Genomic DNA, 15,108 nt, shown 5'->3' with positions numbered 1-15,108 from the left:
GAGAGGGTGTAATGGGCCATTCGCACATCCATGACGGGCACGGTCATTCGCATCTGCCGGGCGGGGCGGGGGATGGCACCATTCTGGTCGCGGTGGTGGTCAACCTTGCGCTGACCGGGGCGCAGATCCTTGGTGGCTATATCGCCGACTCAACCGCTCTGATCGCGGACGGGGTGCATAATCTTTCGGACGCTTTGGCTCTGGTGCTGGCCTTTGGCGCGCGGCGTCTTGCCCGCCGGCCCGCCACCCCTGAGATGAGCTATGGGTGGGGTAGGGCCGAGATCGTCGCGGCCTTTGTCAATTATGTGGCGCTGATTGCCATTTCGGTCTGGCTTGCGATCGAGGCGCTGGGCAGGCTGGCCTCACCCCCTCAGGTCGGGGCCGGGCTGGTGATGGCACTGGCGGGCTTTGCCCTGATCGTCGATATCGCCACGGCGGCGCTGGTCTGGCGGGCATCGCGCGAAAGCGTCAACATCCGCGCGGCTTTCCTGCACAACCTTGCAGATGCGGCGGTCTCGTTGGCGGTGATCCTTGGCGGGCTGCTGATCTGGGCCTTTGGCTGGCAGATCGCCGACCCGCTGCTGACGCTGCTGATCTCGGCCGTCATCCTGTGGCATGTCGGGCAAGAGATCGGGCCGGTCATGCGTATGCTGATGCTTGCCGCGCCCCCGGGTATCGACCATCAGGCCCTGATCCGTACGGTTACCGGGGTCGAGGGCGTTGCCAGCGCCCATCATCTGCATCTGTGGCAGATTGATGAGCGTCGCAACGCGCTTTCCGCCCATCTGGTGATGCGCGATGGCGCCGATCAGGGTCTGGCCGTTCAGCGTGTCAAGGCGCTACTGCGGCAAGATTTCGGCATTGATCATGCCACTATCGAGACCGAGCGCGAGGGCGCACCCTGTAGTGACTCCCGTCATCACCATGGCCATGACGATCACGGTAGCCACGATCACCATCACTAGATCGCGGCCGAATGTCCCGAGGCAGCCATGTCATAGCCGTCAAACATCCGTGCGATCATCCGGGTCAGCGGCCGGCCCTGCGTGGTGATGCGCAGGCCCGTGCTGTCGCATTCGACCATCTCACCGAAATGGGCTCTGACGGGTGCAAATAGCTGATCGAGGCTTTCTGCGTCAAAGCCATAGTCGCGGGTGAATTCTTCGGCGCGGATCTCGAAATCGCACATCAGCGCCTCGATCATGCGGGCGCGCCATTTGTCCTCGGCACTGAACCTGTGGCCGCGCACGGTCGAAAAGCGGCCTTCGCGGATATGGCCCAGATGTGCGCCGGTCGCAGGTGCGTTCTGCGCATAGCCCTGTGGGAAACGCGAGATTGACGAGGCGCCAAGCCCGATCAGCACTTCGGCCCGGTCGTCGGTGTAGCCCTGGAAATTGCGCCGCAAAAGGCCCGTTTTTTGTGCCTGCGCAAGCCCATCTCCCGGACGGGCGAAATGGTCGATGCCGATTTCTTCGTAGCCGTCGGCCAGAAACAGGGCACGCGCAGTCTCAAACAGCTTCAGCCGCCCATGCGGGTCAGGCAACCGGTCAGACGGCAGCATTACCTGGCGCTTGGCCATCCATGGCACATGGGCATAACCGTAAAGGGCGACCCGGTCGGGCGATAGCGCCAAGAGCTTTTGCACCGATTCCGAGATGCGATGGGGGGTCTGATCGGGCAGGCCGTAAAGAATGTCGGTGTTGAGGCTGGCAATGCCACGGTCGCGGATCATGTCGACAGCGCGCCGGGTAGTTTCAAAGCTTTGCTCGCGGCCGATGATCTTTTGGATTTCGGGGTCAAAGTCCTGCACGCCTATCGAGGCACGGTTCAACCCCGCATCGGCCAGCGCGTCCATCCGTGCATCATCGATCTCATTGGGGTCGATCTCGACCGAGAATTCCGCGCCTTCAGCCAGCGGGAAGGTATCAAGTACGGCACCCGCAACGCGGCGCATCATCTCGGCCGGCATCAAGGTCGGTGTGCCGCCGCCCCAATGCAGTCGCGACAACCGGACGCCCGGTGCAAGAGCGGCCTTCAGCATCTCAAGTTCGGTCAGAAGGGCCTCGGCATAAGCGCGGACCGGTTCCTCGGATTGCGTACCCTGGGTGCGGCAGGCGCAGAACCAGCATAGCCGCCGGCAGAAGGGCACATGCATGTACAATGAGATCGAGGCGCCCGCCGGGATCGCGCCCAGCCATTCGCGAAAGACGGGCTCACCTATTGCGGCGGTGAAATGCGGCGCGGTGGGATAGCTCGTGTAACGCGGCACACGTGCGTCAAACAATCCCAGGCGCTCAAGTTGCGATTGCTGTTCCATACTGCTATTATTGGCTTAACTCGCGCCAGGACCTTGATACAAATCAAATGCCACATGATGCCGCCCTTTGCGCGACGCAGCAGCCCTGCGAAATCTGTCCCATCCGCTATCGGGCTGTTTGTGCACATTGCGAAGGCGATGAACTGGCTGAACTGGAAAGCATGAAATTCTATCGCCGGTTTGAGGCGGGGCAGGTGGTGGTCTGGGCTGGCGACCGGATGGATTTCGTGGCCTCGGTCGTGGCTGGCATGGCGGGGCTGACCCAGCAGCTTGAGGATGGGCGCACCCAGATGGTCGGCCTGTTGCTGCCCAGCGATTTTCTGGGCCGGCCGGGTCGTGAGTCAGCCGCCTATACCGTCACCGCGACCAGCGATCTGTTGCTGTGCTGCTTTCGTCGCAAGCCCTTTGAGCGGTTGCTCATTGACAATCCCCGCATCGCAAGCCGCCTGCTTGAGATGACGCTGGACGAACTGGACGCCGTGCGCGACTGGCTTTTGCTGCTTGGGCGCAAATCGGCGCGTGAAAAGATCGCCTCGCTGCTGGTTATCCTTGCCCGGCGCGAGGCGGCACTGATCAAGCGTCGGCCCGAGGGGCGCATTGCCGTCGAACTGCCGCTGACGCGTGAAGCGATGGCAGATTATCTTGGCCTGACGCTGGAAACCGTCAGCCGGCAGATGAGCGCGCTGAAGCGTGAAGGGGTGATCGAGCTTGAAGGCAAGCGCCGGGTGATCGTGCCTTCGTTCCAGGACCTGGTGCTGGAAAGCGGAGATGATTCCGATGGCGGACCGTTGAGCTAAAGCCAATGAGCTAAAGCCAATCGGGCAGCCTGCCTGTCCCGGGTTATGCCCCGCGGCATTCGCCGCGGGGTTTTTCATGTCTGATCAGTGCGTCATCAGCACAGGGACCTGCGCCTTTTCCAGCATGTTGCGGGTGGCCCCGCCCAGGATCGCCTCGCGGAAACGCGAATGGCCATAGGCGCCCATGACCAGCATATCGGCGCCGATCTCGGTCGCGCGACGATTCAAAATATCGCTGACCAATGGCTGCGTCTTGGCCAGAACCGCGATCTCGGCCTTGACGCCATGGCGAGTGAGCATCTGGCATAGCGCACCGCCGGGGTCCGAACGCTCGGGGCCGGTGGGCGAGGGAGCGATGATGGTGATTTCGACACTATCCGCTGCAATCAGCAGGGGCAGCGCGCGCCGAACGGCGGCCATCGCCTCGTTCGACTGGTTCCAGGCGATCATGATCTTTTTGCCAAAGGGCGATTTCAGCTCTTCGGGGACGATCAGAACCGGGGCGGTGCCCTCGAACAAGGCGGCCTCGGTCACTGCCTCGGCGTCGGTGGGCGCGCCTTCGCAATAGGGGCGGCTCAGCACCACAAGATCGGCATAACGCGCGCGCATCCCGACCAGCGTTGACAGCCCGCCGACCTGTGCCACGGCCGAATCGACCGACCAGCGGATATCCTCGGGGTTCAGCCGCTCGCGGACCTTTTCTTCAAGCTCGCTTGCTGCGGCCATGGCCTTGTCGATGGATTCCTGGAACACATAGGCCGAGGCACCGGCGTAGTAATATCCGCTTTGGGTGTGATCGACGCCAAGGCAGAATACATCAAGATGCGCATCCTCGCGCCGGGCCATGGCGATGGCCGAATCAAGCTGCTTGTGCTGATTGGTGTTGGTAAGAACGGTCAGGATTGTCTTGTAGCCCATGGGCTCTCCTTTCACGGTTCAGGGCGATTCTTGCCCCTTTCCGGGGGGAATCGCAATCGCTCGCCTTAGCCAACTGCGACATCCTGTCCGGATATTTAACGATTTTACACCTGTCCCGTGTATCCTGATTGATGCAGATCAAAGTCTCACGAAACTGTGCAGAGATAAAAGGATCTGTCGAAGCCCCACCCGGCAGCGTCTTTTGATGTCCCGGGTGGTCTCGCCGCTGGATGAAGGACAGAAATTCATGTTGGACACCATCAAGCTGATCGCGCTTGGCTCGATTGCGGTTCTGGCCGCGATCGCGGCCAACTATGCGCGGCCCGATGATCCCGCCTACCTAGTGAACGCCTTGATCGTCATGCTGGTGGCGGGTGTCATGTTCGTGCGGGTGCTGCGCCAGATGGGGAACGAGCAACCCTCCCTCGAGCCCCACCCTGAGACCGAATATATGGACGGGGTGGTGCGGGCCGGCGTCATCGCCACCGCATTCTGGGGGGCCGTGGGCTTTCTGGTCGGGGTGGTCATCGCCCTGCAGCTGGCCTTTCCGGTGCTGAACCTCAGCGACATCACCATGGGCTATACGAACTTTGGCAAGCTGCGCCCGCTGCATACCTCGGCGGTGATCTTTGCCTTTGGTGGCAACGCGCTGATCGCCACGTCGTTCTATGTCGTGCAGCGCACCTCGGCCGCACGGCTTTGGGGCGGCAATGCGGCCTGGTTCGTGTTCTGGGGCTATCAGCTTTTCATCGTTCTGGCCGCGACCGGCTATATTCTTGGTGCCACGCAGTCCAAGGAATACGCTGAACCCGAATGGTACGTTGACTGGTGGCTGACGCTGGTCTGGGTCGTCTATCTGGCCGTGTTCCTGGGCACGATCCTGAAGCGGAAAGAGCCGCATATCTATGTGGCGAACTGGTTCTATCTGTCCTTCATCGTCACCATCGCCATGCTGCATATCGTCAACAACCTGGCGATCCCGGTCAGCGTATTCGGCTCAAAGTCGGTGCAGCTGTTCTCGGGCGTGCAGGATGCGATGACGCAATGGTGGTACGGACATAACGCCGTGGGCTTTTTCCTGACCGCCGGCTTCCTGGGGATGATGTATTACTTCATCCCCAAACAGGCCGAGCGTCCGGTCTATAGCTACAAGCTGTCGATCATCCACTTCTGGGCGCTGATCTTTCTGTACATCTGGGCCGGTCCGCACCACCTGCACTATACCGCGCTGCCCGACTGGGCCTCGACGCTGGGCATGGTGTTCTCGATCATGCTGTGGATGCCTTCCTGGGGTGGTATGATCAACGGTCTGATGACGCTTTCGGGCGCATGGGACAAGCTGCGCACCGATCCCATCATCCGCATGATGGTTGTTGCGGTCGGCTTCTACGGCATGGCGACCTTTGAAGGTCCGATGATGTCGATCAAGGCCGTGAACTCGCTGTCGCACTATACCGACTGGACCATCGGTCACGTCCACTCCGGCGCTTTGGGCTGGAACGGCATGATCACCTTTGGCGCGCTTTACTATCTGGTGCCGCGTCTGTGGGGTCGTGAACGGCTCTATTCGCTCTCTCTGGTCAGCTGGCACTTCTGGCTCGCGACCATCGGCCTGGTGCTTTACGCCGCCTCGATGTGGGTCTCGGGCATCATGGAAGGGCTGATGTGGCGGGAGGTCGATTCTCAGGGCTTCCTGGTCAACGCCTTCGCCGACACGGTTGCCGCGAAGTTCCCGATGAACGTGGTGCGTGCGCTTGGTGGGGTGCTGTACCTCGGCGGTGCGCTGATCATGTGCTACAACCTTTGGGCCACGGTCGCGCGCCAGCCCAAGACCCAGCCGACCACTATTGCGGTCCCGGCAGAGTGAGGACGGATCATGGCAATTCTTGATAAGCATAAGGTTCTGGAAAAGAACGCAACGCTGCTGCTGGTCTTTTCCTTTCTGGTGGTGACCATCGGGGGCATCGTTGAGATTGCGCCGTTGTTCTACCTGCAGAACACCATTGAGAAGGTCGAGGGGATGCGGCCCTATACGCCGCTGGAACTGAAGGGGCGCGACATCTATGTGCGCGAAGGCTGCTATGTCTGCCATAGCCAGATGATCCGCCCGATGCGCGACGAGGTCGAGCGTTATGGCCATTACAGCCTTGCCGCCGAGTCGATGTATGATCATCCGTTCCAGTGGGGCTCGAAACGTACCGGGCCGGACCTTGCCCGGGTCGGGGGACGCTATTCGGACGAATGGCACATCGACCACCTGGTGAACCCGCAAGGGGTGGTGCCGGAATCGATCATGCCGAAATACGGCTTCCTTCTGGATCGCAAGATCGACCCCTCGAACATCGAGCAACGCTTGCGCACCGATGCGCTGGTCGGCGTGCCCTATAGCGACGAGATGATCGCCGCCGGTCGGGCCGACTTCCTGGCGCAGGCCGATCCTGATGCGGATGCCTCGGGCCTTGAGGAACGCTATCCGGGTGCCCAGCAGCGCAATTTCGACCGCCGCCCCGGCGTGTCTGAAATGGATGCTCTGGTGGCCTATTTGCAGGTGCTGGGCACGATGGTCGATTTCTCGACCTTCGAACCTGATCCAAATCGCTGAGGTGCGTCATGGACAGATATTCTTTCCTGCGCGAACTGGCCGATAGCTGGGTGCTTCTGGCGCTTGTGATCTTTTTTCTGGGCGTGGTGGTCTTTGCCTTCAGGCCGGGTTCGCGGCCGATGCACCGTGACGCAGCCGAAAGCATCTTCCGCAATGAGATGAGGCCCGCCCCGGCGGGCGAGAAGGAGGTCGAGTGATGGCCGATACCGACGACGAGCACACCAGCCCGCAGAGCCCCGATAACCGGGCCGAGCTGGAACGCCAGGCCGCCGACAAGGCTCAGAAGGACCAGACCCTTGCCCAATCCTCCGAGGGTCAGCCGGTCAGCCCGCGCCCCGGTGCAACCCGGGTCGTGCGCGACCGCAAGGGCGCGCGCCGGGTGATCGAGGTGCCCTCGACCGGGCATTCCTGGGACGGGATCGAGGAATATGACAATCCGCTGCCGCGCTGGTGGCTGTGGACCTTTTACGCCACCATCATCTGGTCGGTGGCCTATGTCATCGCCTATCCTGCGATCCCGCTTTTGAACGGATCGACACAAGGGGTGCTGGGCCAGAACTATCGCTCGGACGTGGCGGCCGAGATCCAGCGATTCAAGGACGCGAATGCGCCCATCCAGGCCAAGCTGGTAGAAACCCCGCTTGAGGAAATCGCCGCCGATCCGGAACTGGCGAACTATACCGCCAATGCCGGTGCCGCGATCTTCCGCACCTGGTGCGCGCAGTGTCACGGTTCCGGGGCGGGCGGTGCGACGGGTTACCCTTCGCTGCTGGATAATGACTGGCTGTGGGGCGGCTCGCTGGAGGATATCCACACCACCGTGACCCACGGTATCCGCGATCCGCAGAACGATGATACACGCTATTCGGAAATGCCGCGTTTTGGCACGGACGAGATGTTGGACAACACTCAGATCCGTCAGGTCGTAAACCATGTGCTTGCGCTTGGCGGCCTGCCGCATGACGCGGCGCTGGCGACCGAAGGTGAGGCGGTCTTTGCCGATAACTGCGTCTCGTGCCATGGCGAGGACGGCACCGGCGACCGCAGCCAGGGTGCCCCGGACCTGACGGATGCGGTCTGGCTATATGGTTCGGACCCGGCAACGATCACACGTATCGTGCATGACGGACCCTTTGGCGTCATGCCCGCCTGGACGGGCCGTCTGTCCGAGGCCGACATTCGCGCCGTTGCCGCCTATGTCCACAGCCTTGGCGGCGGCGAATAACAAAACACCGGGATCCCTGGCCGGGTAACCGGCCGGGGAGGCACCGGCCCCCTGTCCTGTTCGCGCGTTTCCAAGGGGGCCGGTGCGCTTATCAAACGTCAATCCCTGCGGCCGGCGCAAGCCGGTTCGCGTGTTTTTCTCCGAGGCAGGTCTTTGGCGCATGCGACAAAGCGGCCCATGCCCCGCACCTTGTTCCATCGCTATAAGCCAGCGGACCCGCGCTTGATGCAGATCAATGCGCCGGTGCGGCCCGGCCCGCTATGATCGGGCCACGCGCAACAGGAGCTAATCATGTCGAACCCCGACATCGACCCGCCACGTCTATATGCCGCCCGAGAGCCGATCTTTCCCCGCCGTGTCCATGGCTGGTTTCGCAACCTGAAATGGATCATCATGGCGGTAACGCTGGCGATCTATTACATCACGCCGTGGATCCGCTGGGACCGGGGACCAAGCCTGCCCGATCAGGCGGTGCTGATCGATCTGGCCAACCGCCGCTTCTATTTCTTCTGGATCGAGATCTGGCCGCATGAATTCTATTTCGTTGCCGGCCTTTTGGTCATGGCGGGGCTGGGGCTGTTTCTGTTCACCTCGGCGCTGGGGCGGGTCTGGTGCGGCTATGCCTGTCCGCAGACGGTATGGACCGATCTTTTCATCCTGACAGAGCGTTGGGTCGAGGGCGACCGGAACGCTCGTGTCCGGCTGTGGAACGCGCCGTGGGATGCCCGCAAGCTGAGGCTGCGACTGACGAAATGGGCGATCTGGCTGCTGATCGCCGTGGCGACGGGCGGGGCCTGGATCTTTTATTTCACCGACGCGCCGACGCTGCTTCGCAATCTCTTTACCGGGGACGCCCATCCGGTCGCCTATATCACCATGGGGATTCTGACCGCGACGACCTTCCTGTTTGGCGGTTTCGCGCGTGAGCAGATCTGTATTTATGCCTGCCCATGGCCGCGCATTCAGGCCGCGATGATGGATGAGGATACCCTGACCGTCGCCTATCGCGAATGGCGGGGTGAGCCGCGTGGCAAACTGCACCGGGGGGAGGCGACCAGATCCGAAGGCGGCCCCAAGGGTGATTGCATCGACTGCATGGCTTGCGTGAACGTTTGCCCCATGGGCATCGACATTCGTGACGGCCAGCAGCTGGAGTGCATCACCTGCGCGCTGTGCATCGACGCCTGCGACGAGGTGATGGGCAAGATCGGCAAACCGCGCGGCCTGATCGACTATATGGCGCTGCGGGACGAGGCAGCCGAGCGTGCGGGCGAGACCCCGAAACCGCTGCTGAAACATATCCTGCGTCCGCGCACGGTGCTGTACTTTACGCTCTGGGCCGGGATCGGAGTTGCGCTGCTGGTTGCGCTGTTCCTGCGCTCTCCGTTCGATCTGAACGTGACACCGGTCAGGAACCCGCTTTACGTCACCATGGCCGATGGTGCGATCCGCAACACCTATGCGCTGCGCCTGCGCAACAAGCAGGGGGACGAGCGTGAATTTACCGTTTCGGTCCTTGGCGCAGATGGTACCCTGCCGCAGGGCGTCACCGTGACGCTTGAGGGTCTGCCTGACACCCGCGTCAGCGTATCTGCGAACAGTACCCATACCCAACGCGTCTATATCACCGCCGAAAAGGGCTCGGCCCTTGCCGGCAGTGAGCAAAGCGAGTTGACGCTGTGGGTCGAAGATGCCACCGATGGGAACAAGTCCCGGATCGGCACGGTCTTCCATGGAAGGAGTGAGTGATGCCGCGCGAACTGACTGGCCGCCATGTGTTGCTGATCACCCTGGGGGCCTTTGGCATTATCATCGCGGTCAATGTCTTTATGGCCGTGAAAGCCGTCGGCACCTTTCCTGGGCTTGAGGTCAAGAACAGCTATGTTGCCTCGCAACGCTTTGACCGTGATCGCAATGCACAAGAGGCGCTGAACTGGACCGTGACCCCGGATTATGACGGGCGCGAAATGGTGCTGGTGATCCGTGACGGTCAGGGCAATCCTGCCCCTGTCAGCACGCTTGAGGTCACCGTTGGTCGTCCCACCCATGTGCGCGACGATCAGCGGCCCGAGTTCACTTATTCTGGCGGCCTCTTTCGTGCGCCGCTTGTTCTTGCGCCGGGACAATGGAACATCCACCTGACCGCCACCGCGCCAGACGGCACAGTGTTCCGCCAGCGTATCGACCACTACAACGGCAACCGGGTGCAGTGAGATGTCGGACGCCACGCTGCACGACCACGACGCCCGGCTTTCGGCTTGTCCGGCTTGCGATGCTGCGCCGCTGGCTTCGCGCATCGCGTCGGCCAAAGGGGCGCAGGCGGATATCATCCTGTCGCTGCCGACCATCCATTGCGCAACCTGTATCACCGATGTTGAGGGGGTGCTGAACCGTCATCCCGGGGTCAAGGCCGCGCGGGTTAACCTGACCCTGCGCCGCGTCACCGTGGACGCGCCGGGCATGAGTGCTGAAGAGCTGATTCCCGTCGTTGAAAGCATCGGCTATGAGGCGCATGAGCTTGACCCCGCTGCGCTTAGCGCCAGCGCCGCCGACCGGCAGGGCCGCGATATCCTGATGCGCATTGGCGTATCGGGTTTTGCGATGATGAATATCATGATCCTGTCGGTTGCAGTCTGGTCAGGGGCCGAGGCCGCGACGCGGGACATGTTCCACTGGATTTCCGGGGCCATTGCCCTGCCGACTGTTGCCTTTGCTGGCCGGCCTTTCTTTTCCAGCGCCTGGCGGGCGATCAGCCATGGGCGGCTGGGGATGGATGTGCCGATCTCGCTGGCGCTGATCCTGGCAAGTTCCATCTCGGTCTATGAAACGCTGAACTCGGGCCGGCACGCCTATTTCGATGCGGCGGTGATGCTGTGCTTCTTTCTGCTGATCGGGCGCTATCTGGACTATCGCACCCGCGCCGTCGCCCGTTCTGCTGCCGAAGAGCTGACCGCGCTTGAGGTGCCGCGCGCCTTTCGTATCACTGCTGCCGGCGATGAGCCCGTGCCGGTATCCGAGCTCGTACCGGGCGATCTGATCCGCATCCGCCCCGGCGCCCGCGTCCCCGCCGATGGAGAGATCATCGACGGGATGAGCGAAATCGACCGCTCGCTTTTAACGGGCGAGAGCATTCCGGTCGCCGCCGCCCCGGGCCTTGCGCTTTCGGCGGGCGAGGTGAACCTGACCGGTCCCCTGGTCCTGCGGGTGACGGCAGCCGGGCGCGACAGCTCACTGGCGCGGCTGACGGCACTGGTCGCCGCGGCTGAATCGGCGCGCGGCCATTATACCAGTCTTGCCGACCGCGCCTCGCGGCTATATTCGCCGCTGGTGCACCTTATGGCCTTTTGCAGCTTTCTTGGCTGGTATCTGGCCACCCATGACCTGCGGCTGGCGGTAAACATCGCGGCGGCGGTCCTGATCATCACCTGCCCCTGTGCGCTTGGCCTTGCTGTCCCGGCAGTGATCACCACAGCGTCGGGGCGGCTGTTCCGCCGCGGCATGCTGATCAAAGAGGGCACTGCGCTTGAGCGGCTGGCTGATGTCGATACCGTGGTTTTCGACAAGACCGGTACCCTGACCATGGGTGTGCCGCAGCTTGTTTCGATCAATGTCATCCCGGTTGAGGCGCGGCCTGTCGCGCTGGCGCTGGCGCAGGGCTCGGGCCATCCGCTGTCACAGGCGCTGGCGCAGGCACTGGTTGGGGCGGGTACTGTACCTGCACCCCTTGCTGATCTGCGTGAAGTGCCGGGCTATGGTATTGCGGGCAACTGGCAGGGGCGCGAGGTCCGGCTTGGCCGTGCCGACTGGCTAGGTGCCGAACATGGCGATGCCCGTCTTTCGGCCAGCTGGCTGTCGCTTGGTCAGGGTGCGCCGATCCGGCTGGAGTTTTCGGACAGGCTGCGTCCGGGGGCCGGGGAATGCGTCTCGGCGATCCTTGCCTCGGGGCGGCGGGTGCTCCTGCTGTCCGGCGATGCCGCGCCGGTGGTCGAGGATCTGGCGACCCGTCTTGGCATCGCCGAATGGCGGGCTGGCGTTACTCCGGTCGAAAAGGCCACGGCCGTGCATGATCTGCGCGAACAGGGGCTGCATGTGCTGATGGTCGGCGATGGGCTCAATGATACCGCCGCACTGACCGAGGCGCATGTTTCGATCTCGCCCGCCTCGGCGCTTGATGCGGCGCGTACCGCCTCGGATATCGTGCTGGTCGGCAGCGACCTTTCCCCGGTTGCACAGTCACTGACGCTGGCCCGGCAGGCGCGTTCGCGCATCAAAGAGAATTTCGCCATCTCGTTTCTTTACAATATCGTCGCTGTGCCCATTGCCATTGCCGGTTTTGCCACCCCGCTGATGGCGGCGCTTGCCATGTCGCTGAGCTCGATCAGCGTGACGCTGAACGCGCTGCGGCTGCGGCGCTGAGGAAAGGGGAACGGGATGGAGATTCTTGGCCTTTTGATCCCGGTCTCGCTCGCGCTTGGCGGGCTGGGGCTTATTGCCTTCATCTGGGCGCTGCGCGGCCGGCAATATGAGGACCCAAAGGGCGACGCCGAGCGGATCCTCAGCACCGAATGGGACGACCGGCCCAAGCCCTGATGCATCGCTTTGCCGGTCACGGCCTTGTTGGCTTGCATTGCGGGCGGGGACAGGTCAATCAGACGCGAGCCAACAGACAGGTGAGCGATGGCCAGTCCCGCCCCGTTTTCTCGATATGAATTCCTGATTGCCTGGCGCTATCTGCGCGCACGCCGCGCCGAGGGCGGGGTCAGCGTGATGACCTGGATCAGCCTGATCGGCATTACCCTTGGGGTGATGGCGCTGATCACCACCCTTGCGGTGCGCGCCGGGTTCAGGTCCGATTTCGTCGATACGATCCTGGGTGCCAATGCACATAGCACGGTCTATTACGCGCCGACACAGATCTATAATGAGCTGACCGAGGAAACCTATGTCACCCCCGGCCGGGTCGAGGATTATGAGGCCGTCGCCGCCAACATCGCCCAGATCCCCGGCGTGACCCGCGCGGTCCCGGCGGTGCGGGCGCAGGTCATGGCGCGGCAGGGCGATGCGGCCGCCTTGGGCGATGTCTATGGCGTGACGGCCGAGTCGCTCAAGGCGATGTCCGGGATCGTTGATTCCGAACGATCGGCAGGTGACATTGATGCCTTTGATCAGGGCATCGCCATTGGTATCGGCATGGCACGCGACCTTGGCATCGGGCTGGGCGACCGGTTGCAGCTTGTGGCCCCCGACGGTGCCAGGACGCCTTTTGGCACTACGCCGCGGGTGGAATCCTTTGAGGTGGTCTTTATCTTTTCGGCCGGCCGCTACGATGTGGACCAGACGCGGATCTATATGCCACTTGCCGAGGCGCAGAGCTTTTTCAACCGCGAGGGTGTGGCGGACGAAATCGGGGTCTTTGTGGATAACCCCGAACGGATCGACGACTGGACGCTGCCTTTGCTGCAGGTGGCAGGTGAGCGGTCGCAGGTCTGGACCTGGCGCGATGCCTCAGGTTCGTTTCTTGCCGCGCTTGATATGGAGGATGACGTGATGTTCCTCATCCTCTCGATCCTCGTGCTGATCGCTTCGATGAATATCACGTCGGGCCTGATTATGCTGGTCAAGAACAAGGGGCGTGACATCGGTATCCTGCGCACCATGGGCCTGACCGAAGGTGCGGTGCTGCGGGTCTTTTTCCTTTGCGGGGCGTTCACCGGCGTAATCGGCACCATTGCCGGGGTCGTGCTGGGGGTGGTCCTGTCGCTGAACGTCGATCACATCATGGCGGCGCTGAACGCACTGACCGGGGGCGGCGCATGGCAGCCCGAGGTGCGTGGCATCTACCAGCTTACTGCCGATCTGAGGGCCTGGGACATTTTCCGTGCTGCGGTTCTGTCACTAGGCTTGTCTTTCATCGTCACCATCTTTCCTGCGCGCCGCGCCGCGCGCATGAACCCGGTCGAGGCGCTGCGCTATGAGTGACGTTCTGGTTCTGGAAGGCATCTCAAAAACTTACGGACTGGCCGGGCCCGCCCCGGTTCCGGTGCTGTCGGACCTGTCACTGTCGGTCGCGCAGGGCGAGGTGGTGGCGCTGGTCGCGCCCTCGGGGGCCGGGAAATCGACGCTTTTGCATATCGCGGGGCTGCTTGATACCGCCGACAGCGGTCGTGTGCTGCTAAATGGCCGCGACATGAGCGGGCAGAACGACCGGACCCGGACCGAGGCCCGGCGTGAACAGTTGGGATTTGTTTATCAGTTCCACCATCTGCTGCCCGAGTTCTCGGCGGCGGAAAACGTCATCCTGCCGCAGCTTGCGAATGGTGTGGCCGAAGGGGCCGCGCGCGCCCGGGCGCTGGATCTGTTGGGCCGCGTCGGGCTGAGCCATCGCGCTGATCATCGTCCGGCGCAGCTTTCGGGGGGCGAACAGCAGCGCGTCGCGTTCTGCCGGGCACTGGCAAACCAGCCATCGTTGCTGTTGGGGGATGAGCCGACGGGGAACCTTGATCCGGCGACCTCGGACAAGGTTTTTGACGTGCTGATGGCTTTGGTGCGCGAGACGGGCCTTGCGGCACTGATCGCCACCCATAACCTTGACCTCGCACAGCGCATGGATCGGGTAATCCGTCTGGGCGGTTGAGGCAAAGGAGGTGCTCATGAGATTGGCGGCTGCGCTTTGCGCCTGTTCCCTGGCGGTTTCTGCACCAGTGGCAGCCGATCCGTTCGAACAATTCGGGACGGCCATGAAATATGGCCTGCCGCTAGCCGCCGCTGTCTGCGCCGCCGATCAGGGCCGGTTTGAGGATTTCGCTGTCCGGGGGCTGCTGCAAGCTGCGCTGGTCTGGGGAATGAAAGAGTTCTTTGACGGCCAGCCAATCTCGCGCCGGCCCTCGGGTGAGGGGAAAGGCTTCCCCTCGGGTCATACCGCTGCCGCATTTTTCGGCGCTGCGGATCTTGCCGGGAAATGTTTCGATGACCAACCCGAGGCTGGTGCGCTGGCCTACGGTGCCGCCGGCCTGACCGGCTGGAGCAGGGTTCACGCCGGAGAGCATACGCCCGAGCAGGTCTGGACCGGGGCGCTTGTCGGATTCAGCTTTGGTGCAGCCAGCTTTGGCATCGGCAGCGAAGGTGCCAGTTTTTCTGTCGGCATGCGGTTCTGATCAATCATTTCTCAAGGTTTTAGCGTCAGGATAACCCTATTCGAGGGTCCACGCCTGCTTTGTGTAAGCGGGGTGGGCGTTCTTCAGGCGGGGTT

General features: G+C 62.5%; 15 protein-coding genes. 13 read left to right on the top strand and 2 right to left on the bottom strand.

The annotated features are described in order from the left end of the window. Positions 1 to 11 precede the first annotated feature (11 nt). Entirely contained in the window at positions 12 to 965 is a 954-nt protein-coding gene (locus tag F8A10_RS06720) for a cation diffusion facilitator family transporter (protein WP_010392394.1), read from the top strand. Here F8A10_RS06720 and hemN read toward each other — a convergent pair. Then, a complete protein-coding gene (gene hemN, locus F8A10_RS06715; protein ID WP_085501077.1) occupies positions 962 to 2,317 on the bottom strand; it encodes an oxygen-independent coproporphyrinogen III oxidase in 1,356 nt (451 codons plus the stop codon). The genes F8A10_RS06720 and hemN overlap by 4 nt on opposite strands. A 47-nt stretch (positions 2,318 to 2,364) precedes the next feature. Between hemN and fnrL the strand changes: the two genes are divergently transcribed. Continuing rightward, positions 2,365 to 3,114 carry a transcriptional regulator FnrL gene (fnrL, locus tag F8A10_RS06710; protein WP_010392388.1) on the top strand — a complete coding sequence of 250 codons (750 nt, stop codon included), beginning with the start codon at positions 2,365 to 2,367 and terminating at the stop codon, positions 3,112 to 3,114. Between the two features lie 84 nt (positions 3,115 to 3,198). Here the strand turns inward: fnrL and F8A10_RS06705 are convergent, their stop codons facing one another. Continuing rightward, a complete protein-coding gene (locus tag F8A10_RS06705) occupies positions 3,199 to 4,032 on the bottom strand; it encodes a universal stress protein (protein ID WP_010392386.1) in 834 nt (277 codons plus the stop codon). A gap of 247 nt (positions 4,033 to 4,279) precedes the next feature. On the opposite strand from F8A10_RS06705, the gene ccoN reads away from it, so the two are divergent. From ccoN to F8A10_RS06650, 11 genes are all read left to right on the top strand, one after another. Next, positions 4,280 to 5,899: a cytochrome-c oxidase, cbb3-type subunit I gene (gene ccoN, locus F8A10_RS06700; protein WP_029371287.1), complete on the top strand. Its 1,620-nt coding sequence runs from the start codon at positions 4,280 to 4,282 to the stop codon at positions 5,897 to 5,899. Positions 5,900 to 5,908: 9 nt separating this feature from the next. Next, positions 5,909 to 6,634: a cytochrome-c oxidase, cbb3-type subunit II gene (gene ccoO, locus F8A10_RS06695; protein ID WP_010392383.1), complete on the top strand. Its 726-nt coding sequence runs from the start codon at positions 5,909 to 5,911 to the stop codon at positions 6,632 to 6,634. Between the two features lie 8 nt (positions 6,635 to 6,642). Beyond that, positions 6,643 to 6,831 (top strand): CcoQ/FixQ family Cbb3-type cytochrome c oxidase assembly chaperone, encoded by a 189-nt coding sequence (locus F8A10_RS06690; protein ID WP_010392381.1) that lies wholly within the window; start codon positions 6,643 to 6,645, stop codon positions 6,829 to 6,831. Then, on the top strand, positions 6,831 to 7,859 hold the full coding sequence (ccoP, locus tag F8A10_RS06685) for a cytochrome-c oxidase, cbb3-type subunit III (RefSeq protein WP_010392378.1): 1,029 nt from the start codon (positions 6,831 to 6,833) through the stop codon (positions 7,857 to 7,859). Before F8A10_RS06690 ends, ccoP begins: the two co-directional genes overlap by 1 nt. 291 nt (positions 7,860 to 8,150) lie before the next feature. Beyond that, positions 8,151 to 9,608 carry a cytochrome c oxidase accessory protein CcoG gene (gene ccoG, locus F8A10_RS06680; RefSeq protein ID WP_085501076.1) on the top strand — a complete coding sequence of 486 codons (1,458 nt, stop codon included), beginning with the start codon at positions 8,151 to 8,153 and terminating at the stop codon, positions 9,606 to 9,608. Then, complete coding sequence (locus F8A10_RS06675; protein ID WP_010392375.1) at positions 9,608 to 10,072, top strand: FixH family protein; 465 nt, start codon at positions 9,608 to 9,610, stop codon at positions 10,070 to 10,072. The genes ccoG and F8A10_RS06675 overlap by 1 nt, the downstream gene beginning before the upstream one ends. A 1-nt stretch (position 10,073) precedes the next feature. Next, positions 10,074 to 12,275: a heavy metal translocating P-type ATPase gene (locus tag F8A10_RS06670; protein ID WP_010392373.1), complete on the top strand. Its 2,202-nt coding sequence runs from the start codon at positions 10,074 to 10,076 to the stop codon at positions 12,273 to 12,275. Positions 12,276 to 12,290: 15 nt separating this feature from the next. Next, entirely contained in the window at positions 12,291 to 12,449 is a 159-nt protein-coding gene (ccoS, locus tag F8A10_RS06665) for a cbb3-type cytochrome oxidase assembly protein CcoS (protein WP_010392371.1), read from the top strand. An 87-nt stretch (positions 12,450 to 12,536) separates the two neighbouring features. After that, complete coding sequence (locus tag F8A10_RS06660; RefSeq protein WP_152366956.1) at positions 12,537 to 13,838, top strand: lipoprotein-releasing ABC transporter permease subunit; 1,302 nt, start codon at positions 12,537 to 12,539, stop codon at positions 13,836 to 13,838. Then, on the top strand, positions 13,831 to 14,493 hold the full coding sequence (locus F8A10_RS06655; RefSeq protein WP_010392365.1) for an ABC transporter ATP-binding protein: 663 nt from the start codon (positions 13,831 to 13,833) through the stop codon (positions 14,491 to 14,493). The genes F8A10_RS06660 and F8A10_RS06655 overlap by 8 nt, the downstream gene beginning before the upstream one ends. Before the next feature lie 16 nt (positions 14,494 to 14,509). Next, positions 14,510 to 15,013: a phosphatase PAP2 family protein gene (locus tag F8A10_RS06650; RefSeq protein ID WP_010392363.1), complete on the top strand. Its 504-nt coding sequence runs from the start codon at positions 14,510 to 14,512 to the stop codon at positions 15,011 to 15,013. Positions 15,014 to 15,108: the final 95 nt, after the last annotated feature.

The sequence above is a fragment of the Paracoccus kondratievae genome (genome assembly GCF_009301415.1).
Taxonomy (GTDB): domain Bacteria; phylum Pseudomonadota; class Alphaproteobacteria; order Rhodobacterales; family Rhodobacteraceae; genus Paracoccus; species Paracoccus kondratievae.
This window is presented reverse-complemented; position numbering and strand designations above follow the sequence as displayed.

Coding starts and splice junctions, on each gene's coding strand:
- F8A10_RS06720 (WP_010392394.1), top strand. CDS start 12: ATGGGCCATTCGCACATCCATGACGGGCACGGTCATTCGCATCTGCCG.
- hemN (WP_085501077.1), bottom strand. CDS start 2,317: ATGGAACAGCAATCGCAACTTGAGCGCCTGGGATTGTTTGACGCACGT.
- fnrL (WP_010392388.1), top strand. CDS start 2,365: ATGCCACATGATGCCGCCCTTTGCGCGACGCAGCAGCCCTGCGAAATC.
- F8A10_RS06705 (WP_010392386.1), bottom strand. CDS start 4,032: ATGGGCTACAAGACAATCCTGACCGTTCTTACCAACACCAATCAGCAC.
- ccoN (WP_029371287.1), top strand. CDS start 4,280: ATGTTGGACACCATCAAGCTGATCGCGCTTGGCTCGATTGCGGTTCTG.
- ccoO (WP_010392383.1), top strand. CDS start 5,909: ATGGCAATTCTTGATAAGCATAAGGTTCTGGAAAAGAACGCAACGCTG.
- F8A10_RS06690 (WP_010392381.1), top strand. CDS start 6,643: ATGGACAGATATTCTTTCCTGCGCGAACTGGCCGATAGCTGGGTGCTT.
- ccoP (WP_010392378.1), top strand. CDS start 6,831: ATGGCCGATACCGACGACGAGCACACCAGCCCGCAGAGCCCCGATAAC.
- ccoG (WP_085501076.1), top strand. CDS start 8,151: ATGTCGAACCCCGACATCGACCCGCCACGTCTATATGCCGCCCGAGAG.
- F8A10_RS06675 (WP_010392375.1), top strand. CDS start 9,608: ATGCCGCGCGAACTGACTGGCCGCCATGTGTTGCTGATCACCCTGGGG.
- F8A10_RS06670 (WP_010392373.1), top strand. CDS start 10,074: ATGTCGGACGCCACGCTGCACGACCACGACGCCCGGCTTTCGGCTTGT.
- ccoS (WP_010392371.1), top strand. CDS start 12,291: ATGGAGATTCTTGGCCTTTTGATCCCGGTCTCGCTCGCGCTTGGCGGG.
- F8A10_RS06660 (WP_152366956.1), top strand. CDS start 12,537: ATGGCCAGTCCCGCCCCGTTTTCTCGATATGAATTCCTGATTGCCTGG.
- F8A10_RS06655 (WP_010392365.1), top strand. CDS start 13,831: ATGAGTGACGTTCTGGTTCTGGAAGGCATCTCAAAAACTTACGGACTG.
- F8A10_RS06650 (WP_010392363.1), top strand. CDS start 14,510: ATGAGATTGGCGGCTGCGCTTTGCGCCTGTTCCCTGGCGGTTTCTGCA.